Origin of the sequence: Pseudovibrio sp. POLY-S9 (genome assembly GCF_001431305.1) — a bacterium.
Lineage (GTDB): Bacteria > Pseudomonadota > Alphaproteobacteria > Rhizobiales > Stappiaceae > Pseudovibrio.
The window spans coordinates 156,372-162,727 of the sequence record NZ_LCWX01000263.1; the positions used below are offsets into that span (position 1 = coordinate 156,372).

At 51.8% G+C, this 6,356-nt stretch carries 8 protein-coding genes; 2 read left to right on the forward strand and 6 right to left on the reverse strand.

The window, feature by feature from the left end:
• The coding region (locus PPL9_RS33990; protein ID WP_208989745.1) for a M20/M25/M40 family metallo-hydrolase at positions 1-371 on the forward strand (371 nt) is incomplete at its 5' end.
• Between the two features lie 34 nt (positions 372-405).
• On the opposite strand, the gene PPL9_RS30910 is transcribed toward PPL9_RS33990, so the two are convergent.
• From PPL9_RS30910 to PPL9_RS30930, 6 genes are all read right to left on the reverse strand, one after another.
• On the reverse strand, positions 406-1,029 hold the full coding sequence (locus tag PPL9_RS30910; RefSeq protein ID WP_057466316.1) for a LysE family translocator: 624 nt from the start codon (positions 1,027-1,029) through the stop codon (positions 406-408).
• Positions 1,030-1,206: 177 nt separating this feature from the next.
• Complete coding sequence (locus PPL9_RS30915; protein WP_057466301.1) at positions 1,207-1,830, reverse strand: LysE family translocator; 624 nt, start codon at positions 1,828-1,830, stop codon at positions 1,207-1,209.
• A gap of 183 nt (positions 1,831-2,013) precedes the next feature.
• Positions 2,014-2,316: a hypothetical protein gene (locus PPL9_RS33995; protein WP_208989746.1), complete on the reverse strand. Its 303-nt coding sequence runs from the start codon at positions 2,314-2,316 to the stop codon at positions 2,014-2,016.
• Between the two features lie 54 nt (positions 2,317-2,370).
• Entirely contained in the window at positions 2,371-2,712 is a 342-nt protein-coding gene (locus tag PPL9_RS34000) for a hypothetical protein (RefSeq protein ID WP_208989747.1), read from the reverse strand.
• A gap of 52 nt (positions 2,713-2,764) precedes the next feature.
• Positions 2,765-3,808, reverse strand: coding sequence for a MaoC family dehydratase (locus PPL9_RS30925; protein ID WP_057466302.1), 1,044 nt, complete (start codon positions 3,806-3,808; stop codon positions 2,765-2,767).
• A 17-nt stretch (positions 3,809-3,825) separates the two neighbouring features.
• Positions 3,826-5,229: an acetyl-CoA hydrolase/transferase family protein gene (locus tag PPL9_RS30930; protein ID WP_208989748.1), complete on the reverse strand. Its 1,404-nt coding sequence runs from the start codon at positions 5,227-5,229 to the stop codon at positions 3,826-3,828.
• Between the two features lie 72 nt (positions 5,230-5,301).
• Between PPL9_RS30930 and PPL9_RS30935 the strand changes: the two genes are divergently transcribed.
• Complete coding sequence (locus PPL9_RS30935; RefSeq protein WP_208989749.1) at positions 5,302-6,147, forward strand: CoA ester lyase; 846 nt, start codon at positions 5,302-5,304, stop codon at positions 6,145-6,147.
• Positions 6,148-6,356: the final 209 nt, after the last annotated feature.

Here is a 6,356-nt window from a genome sequence, read left to right on the forward strand (position 1 = left end):
AACAGGTGGAAGAGCAGCTGATTGAGCTGATTGAAGCTTTGGTACCAGAAGATTGCGGTGTTGAGGTGGAGTGTCGGCGCATTATGATTGCTGAGCCGCTGCGCGAGTTGCCGGGTGCAAAAAAGCTGGTGGAAGCGTTGAAATGGCCTGCCAAAGAGGTTTTGGGCATTGAGCTAAAAAGCACGGGCGCTCCGCTTTACACCGATGCCCGCCATTATGCTGAGGCCGGTATTCCAACAGTGCTTTATGGTGCAGGACCGCGTTCCATTCTGGAAGCCAATGCCCATGGGGCGGATGAGCATCTGCAACTGTCGGATCTCAAGGCAGCTACGATTATCGTGGCGGATGCCTTGAAAACACTTCTTCGATAGATTGTGAAAAGCCCGGATGTTCCGGGCTTTTTTGTTAGCTCACGCGGCCAGACAAAGCGGTGAAAATACCGGCGCCCAGAAGGCCGGTGCCACCGACCTTATTGAGGCGCTTGAGTGTGCTTGGTCCGTTGACGACTTTGCGCAATCCGCCCGCCATGGATACCCAGAACACTGTGTTTATGCCACCAAGCGTAACAAAAGTGAGGCCCAGAATGAAAAACTGGGTCAGCACGGGCTGGGTGTGATCAACAAACTGAGGCAGGAACGCCACGAAAAACAGCATGCCCTTTGGGTTGAAGGTGGTGACCAGCAGGGTGTCTCTGAAGATCTGCAGTGCCGGAACCTGTGGCATCTCAACTTGTGTGGATGGGCCGGAATTGCTGCGCCACATCTTAATGCCAATGTAAATCAGATAGGCTGCGCCGATGTATTTCATGATCTGGAAAAGCATAGCGGAAGTTGCCAGCAGGGCTCCAAGGCCAGCAAGAGCTGCTGTAATTGCAAACAGGTCCCCTAGCATCACTCCGGTGACGGAGGCTACTGCGGCGTGCTTGCCCTGACTGAGGCTGTAGCTGATGACCATCAGGACGGTTGGACCGGGAATGATCAGCAGTAGGATACTTGACGCGGCAAACGCGATCCATGTTTCAAATGCCATGGTGTTCTCCGGAAAGGCCTGATCGATCATGAACAGGTGATGAGTTGAAAGGCTTTGAGCTGATATCTCAAAGTGTGCAGCAGATAAGAAGCTTACCCATGTAGATGCTGTTTGGGTAGAGGTCAGCCTTTGAGAAATACTGGTGAGACTTTGAGTTCTTGCCCCTGTCTATGAGTTTTATGGAAACTTTCCTGACAGCGCGATGAATAGCCCGGCACTCAGCAGACCGGTGCCTCCGATCCTGTTGAGACGTTTTGCGCATTTGCCTCCGGTGAGCATGGCACTGCAACTGCCTGCCATGGAGGTCCAGAACATGGTGTTGATGCCACCGAGGATCACGAAGGTTGTTCCCAGCAATATAAACTGCGGAATGACTGGAATCGTGTCCTCTACAAATTGCGGGAGAAAGGCGACGAAGAACAGCATGTCTTTGGGGTTGAAGGCTGAGACCAGAAACGTATCTCTGAATATTTGCAGGCGGGTCGTTGCCACAATCTCCATCTGGTCTTTGAGGATAGATTTCCTGCGCCACATGCTGACGCCCAGATAAATGAGGTATGTCGCTCCCGCATATTGCAGAATGTCATAGAGCAGTGCGGAGGTTGATATGACTGCGCCGAGCCCGGCCAATGCGACCGAGATCAGCAAGATACTTCCCAAACTCACACCAAGAGCTGAGGCGACAACGGCCCTCAGGCCCTGGCTGATGCCATAGCTGGAGACCATAAGGACCGTTGGTCCGGGAATGATGAGTAAGATGGTGCAGGCGAGGACGTAAGTCAGCCAAACCTCGATGGCCATGGCTTTTCTCCTGAAATGATATGTTGCACAGGAGAGGTAGGCGCGAATTGTGACCAAATTTCTGCGGGTGTGATGACGAAATACGACAATGGAAACAATTGTTTACGCCTCACATTTTGTTGCAGGAGGCAATGGTGTTTGATGAAAGTTTGAGCGATTGGGTGTTGTTGCTCGCACGAGAGCTCAACTTGATGAGAATGGTTTGACCCAGACTGTCAGGTTTCCGCAGCTTTCAAAGCCTGCCTGCATGGCACAGTGGAGCGTTTCATCGCGTGCATACCCGACTATGGATTTTGATGGTTGCCATGCTTGCAACAGGCTCGCCATTTGTCTGAAATCTTGGGGGGACAATGCAGCTGCAAAGAAGTTGGAGAGGCCAGTGGAGTTATCAGAGTTGTTGCCGATGAAGCCCTTGGTGTACTTTCCCGCCTTCCCAAAGCCCCAGAAGGTTATGTTCGGATTGGTGAGAAGAGCAGGTGGAAACATTCGCCGGTCTGTCAGGTTGCCGCTTGCCTTCCATGCTGTCTCCCAATGCTCCAATTATTGAGCCGTTTTTACCTGCTCCCAGCCTGACGTGTCTTCTATGACCGTTTCAGTGAGGTGAAACCAGCAGGCATCGAATAGCTTATCTGCAAAGCTGTCTTTGACATAAAGATCAAAGGTTGCAGTGCGTGTGAGGTTATTGATCAGCTCAGGTTTTGTTGCCGGAAGGTGCGTTATGATGCTGGAGTAAAACGGAACGGGCGGTACAGTGGTGTGAAACAGCTCCTTGGAGCACTCATAAGGAATGCCATGGGCCTCAAACATATGCCGATAAAGGTTCGCATTGTTATTGGCTGCTTCCAATTGCCAAGTGGTCTTGTCGATGAGGGTTAGGCCCACGTGTTACTGATCTCCTGTACGAGTTTGCATCATAGGAGAATGTGGTGTGGGATCAATAGCCAGCGGCTGCGTATGGACCTCCGCCCTGACGGTAGACGAGCAGGGTGCGGGTGTAGGAGAGGGCCTCGGTGCCGGTTTGATCGTGGGCGACGGTTTTTACGGTTAAAATGCCTTGGTCTGGTCTGGAACGGCTTTCTCGCTTTGACAGGACTTCGCTTTCTACTTTGAATCGGTCATCTGCATAGAAATGACGAGACAATTTTGTATCGGTCCACCCCAGATTGGCCACCACACGGCCAAAGGTGGTTGTGGTGGCGGCGGTGACCAGCGAGAGGACGTGCAGTTCTGATGCTGGCAGACGGTCTCTGCCGTAGACCTCGCGGGCGAACTCATGATCTCGGTAGAGTGGGTGCCATTGCATGGTCTGGACGGCGTGACGGAGCATGGAGGAGGAGTGGAGTGTGATGTCCGGGCTGTGCTCGAAGATTTGGCCTGCTGCGAACCCCTCAAAGTAGATGCCTGTTGTTTCCTGCAAGGACCCATCCTCACGTTGATAATAGGCCAAAAACCAAGGATTACTGCTGGAGTTAGGAAGGTCGCCCCAAACCGGGTGCTTGCCTTTTTTGAAGATGCTGACGGTGTATGTGAGGTTGGCGACCTCAACGCCTTCCTGGTTGGTGCAGGAGGCTTTTACGGTGACGTGGCCGGTTTTGTCTTCGCTCTCCTGCGCCGCGATGATCTGGCTGCAGCAGTAGAGCGTGTCGCCGCCGTAGATGGGCGCAGTCATGGAGATGTTCTTAAACGCTGTGATGCGGTCTTTTCTGGCGAAGGTCTTCCAGCTCATGCCGAAGATCTTTTGCAGTGTCAGCGTGGAGACGACGAGAGGTTTCCTGAACTCTGTCTGCGCTGCGTAATGGGCATCATAATGCAGCATTGCGGCATTGAAGGTGTCCAACGCTTCCTCTGCATTTTCCTGCTGAGAAACCGTCATGCCGGGACGATGGTGAAAGATCTGGCCCACGGAGAACTCTTCGAAGTTGAGGCCGTAAATCTCCAGAAAGCGATTTTCTGAGATTTGAGCGTAGGCTGAATACATGATGGGCACCTTTCAGCCTAGTAGATGGTCAGGTTTTTGGCTTCTTCGCGCAGCTCATCGCGAAATTGCGGGGCGGCGAGCTCAATGAGGGCGTGGGCGCGCTCTGAGGTGGACATGCCAAACAGGTTGGTGCAGCCGTACTCTGTAGCCACATAACTGACGTCATTGCGCGGGGTAGTGACGATGTTCTGCAGGCGCGGGACAATCTTGGAGATACTGCCGTTTTTAGCGGTGGAATGGGCAGCGAGCACGGCAATGCCTTCTTTGGAGCGGAATGCACCGCGGACGAAGTCCAGCTGCCCACCGCTGCCGGAAATCTGACGCCAGTTGATGGATTCTGAGGCGACTTGGCCGAACAGATCAATCTCCACGAAGGAGTTTACGGAGACCATCCGGTCATTTTGAGCAATGATGTGTGGATTGTTGACGTAGTGCGCTGGATGACAGGCCATGGTGGGGTTGTTGTCGAGATAGGCGTAGTAGTGGAGATTTGAGAACAGCGCGATGTTAAAGACGGTGTGCCCGACATTGAGCTGTTTATACCGATTGGATACGTTACCGGCCTGTATCAACTCGAACAGCGTATCTCCCAGCATTTCTGTGTGAATGCCAAGATCAGATTTTGTCTTCAGGCGTTTGCCCACTTCATTCGGGACGCCGCCAATACCGAGCTGAATGCAAGCGTGATCTGGTACAAGTTCAGCAACAAACTCACCGATCTTATGGTCCTCAGGACTTGTCGGTTTCTTCGGCAGGACCATGAGGTCGCTGTTGTGCTCAATGAGGGCTGAGACCTGAGAGATATGAACCAGCCCAGACCCAAAGGTGCGCGGCATGTTTTGATTGACTTCAACGATGATCTGGCCGGCTTCAAACGCCAGGGGGATGGACATGCTGCCATCCACACCAAAGCTAAAATAGCCGTGCTCGTCCATGGGAGAGACCTGAAACAAGTGCACATTGGGCTTGCCATGACGGGAGAAAACACCTTGTGCATACAGGCTAAAATGCTCTGGAAGGTAATGCGGGATGATCAGATCCGGATGGGTCTGTCTTAACTCCTTGGCGTGATCAGCAAGTTGACGAAAACTTCCTCCTAAAAAGGGGCAGAGCAGCTTGATCTGTTTGAGGACATCGACATTTGAAAACTGATCGACAATCTCTTTGCGCGAGCGGAGCAGGTAAACATCTGGTGTGCTGCTGAAGTATCCGGCAGCAGCAGCCTCGCAAAAGGCTTGGGTAAGGCGAGGAGGGGTTCCGCAATAACACCCGAAGGTGATCAGCTTTGTATCTCTTGCAAGCGTTTTTATCGCCTCATCTGCGCTTATCAGTTTTTGTTGATACAGCTGATCAAAGTGGTCTGCAGGCATGCGGTTATGTCCGGGGTCCATCGTCAAAGAGGTCAGCTTGATCCTATCCATTTTCAGGAAATTAATTGTTACTGATCTACATTCTGCCTTAACGGCATCAATGGATTAAGTTGGAGTTCCGGTGTGAAGAGCCTGTTATTCTTACCTGCAGATAAAGCCCATCTTTTCCCGAAGGCGACAGCATCGGGAGCAGGGTGTGTGGTGCTTGACCTTGAAGACGGTGTTTCTGAAAAGCAAAAGCTAGCAGCTAGAGATCTGCTGCGCGGCCTTCAAGATGAGATCCGCGAGCATGAGGCCTGTGAAATCGGCATTCGTATCTCATCGATGAGCACGCCGGATGGACTGGAAGATGTGTTGTGCCAGCTGGACCTGGCGCACCTGCCAGACTGGATATTTCTGCCCAAATGTGAAAGCCCGCGTGATCTGGAGCAACTGGACCATCTGCTGCAGGACCATCCTGGCAAGGAGATGGTGCGGGTGTGCGCGTTGTTGGAAACGCCAGCGGGACTGTCTAACGCAGAAGCGATTGCCTCAACTCATGCACCGCTTCATGCACTGGCTTTTGGCTATGCGGACTATACGGCAGAGACAGGCGGCACTATGGGCTGGAACAGTCTTGTATGGCCACGTGGACAGCTTCTGAATGCAGCCGTTCAGAACCATCTTTGGGCGATTGATGGCGTGTATTTAGACTTCAATGACCCTGAAGGACTTGAAGATGAAGCCCGCAATGCGCGCGACATGGGATATAACGGCAAGTTCGCCATTCATCCTTCTCAAGTCAGTGTGGTCAATTCGTGCTTTGAACCCAGTGACGAGGAAGTTCAGTGGGCCTTGAATGTGCTTGAAAAGCAAAAGGATACAGCAGGACAAGGTGCGTTTGTTGTTGATGGCAAGATGGTCGATGCACCTGTGATCTTACGCGCAAGACGTTTGCTTGGCCTGAGTGATGGTGATGATCATCCATAGTATGAACTAGCTGCTAGATTATTAAGTATTTAAATAATGTAATTCTTATTATTACTGTGTTGAAAGTGAATAATAGCAAGTAATTCCATAATCTACCTTATGCATACATTTGATGTAACCGCCATGCTAAAGTGTCAGGATCTATCAATCTAGAAGTGTCACACTGATCCTGTTGTTGGTCTCTTGCAAGGATGGTGCGACATGGGCAT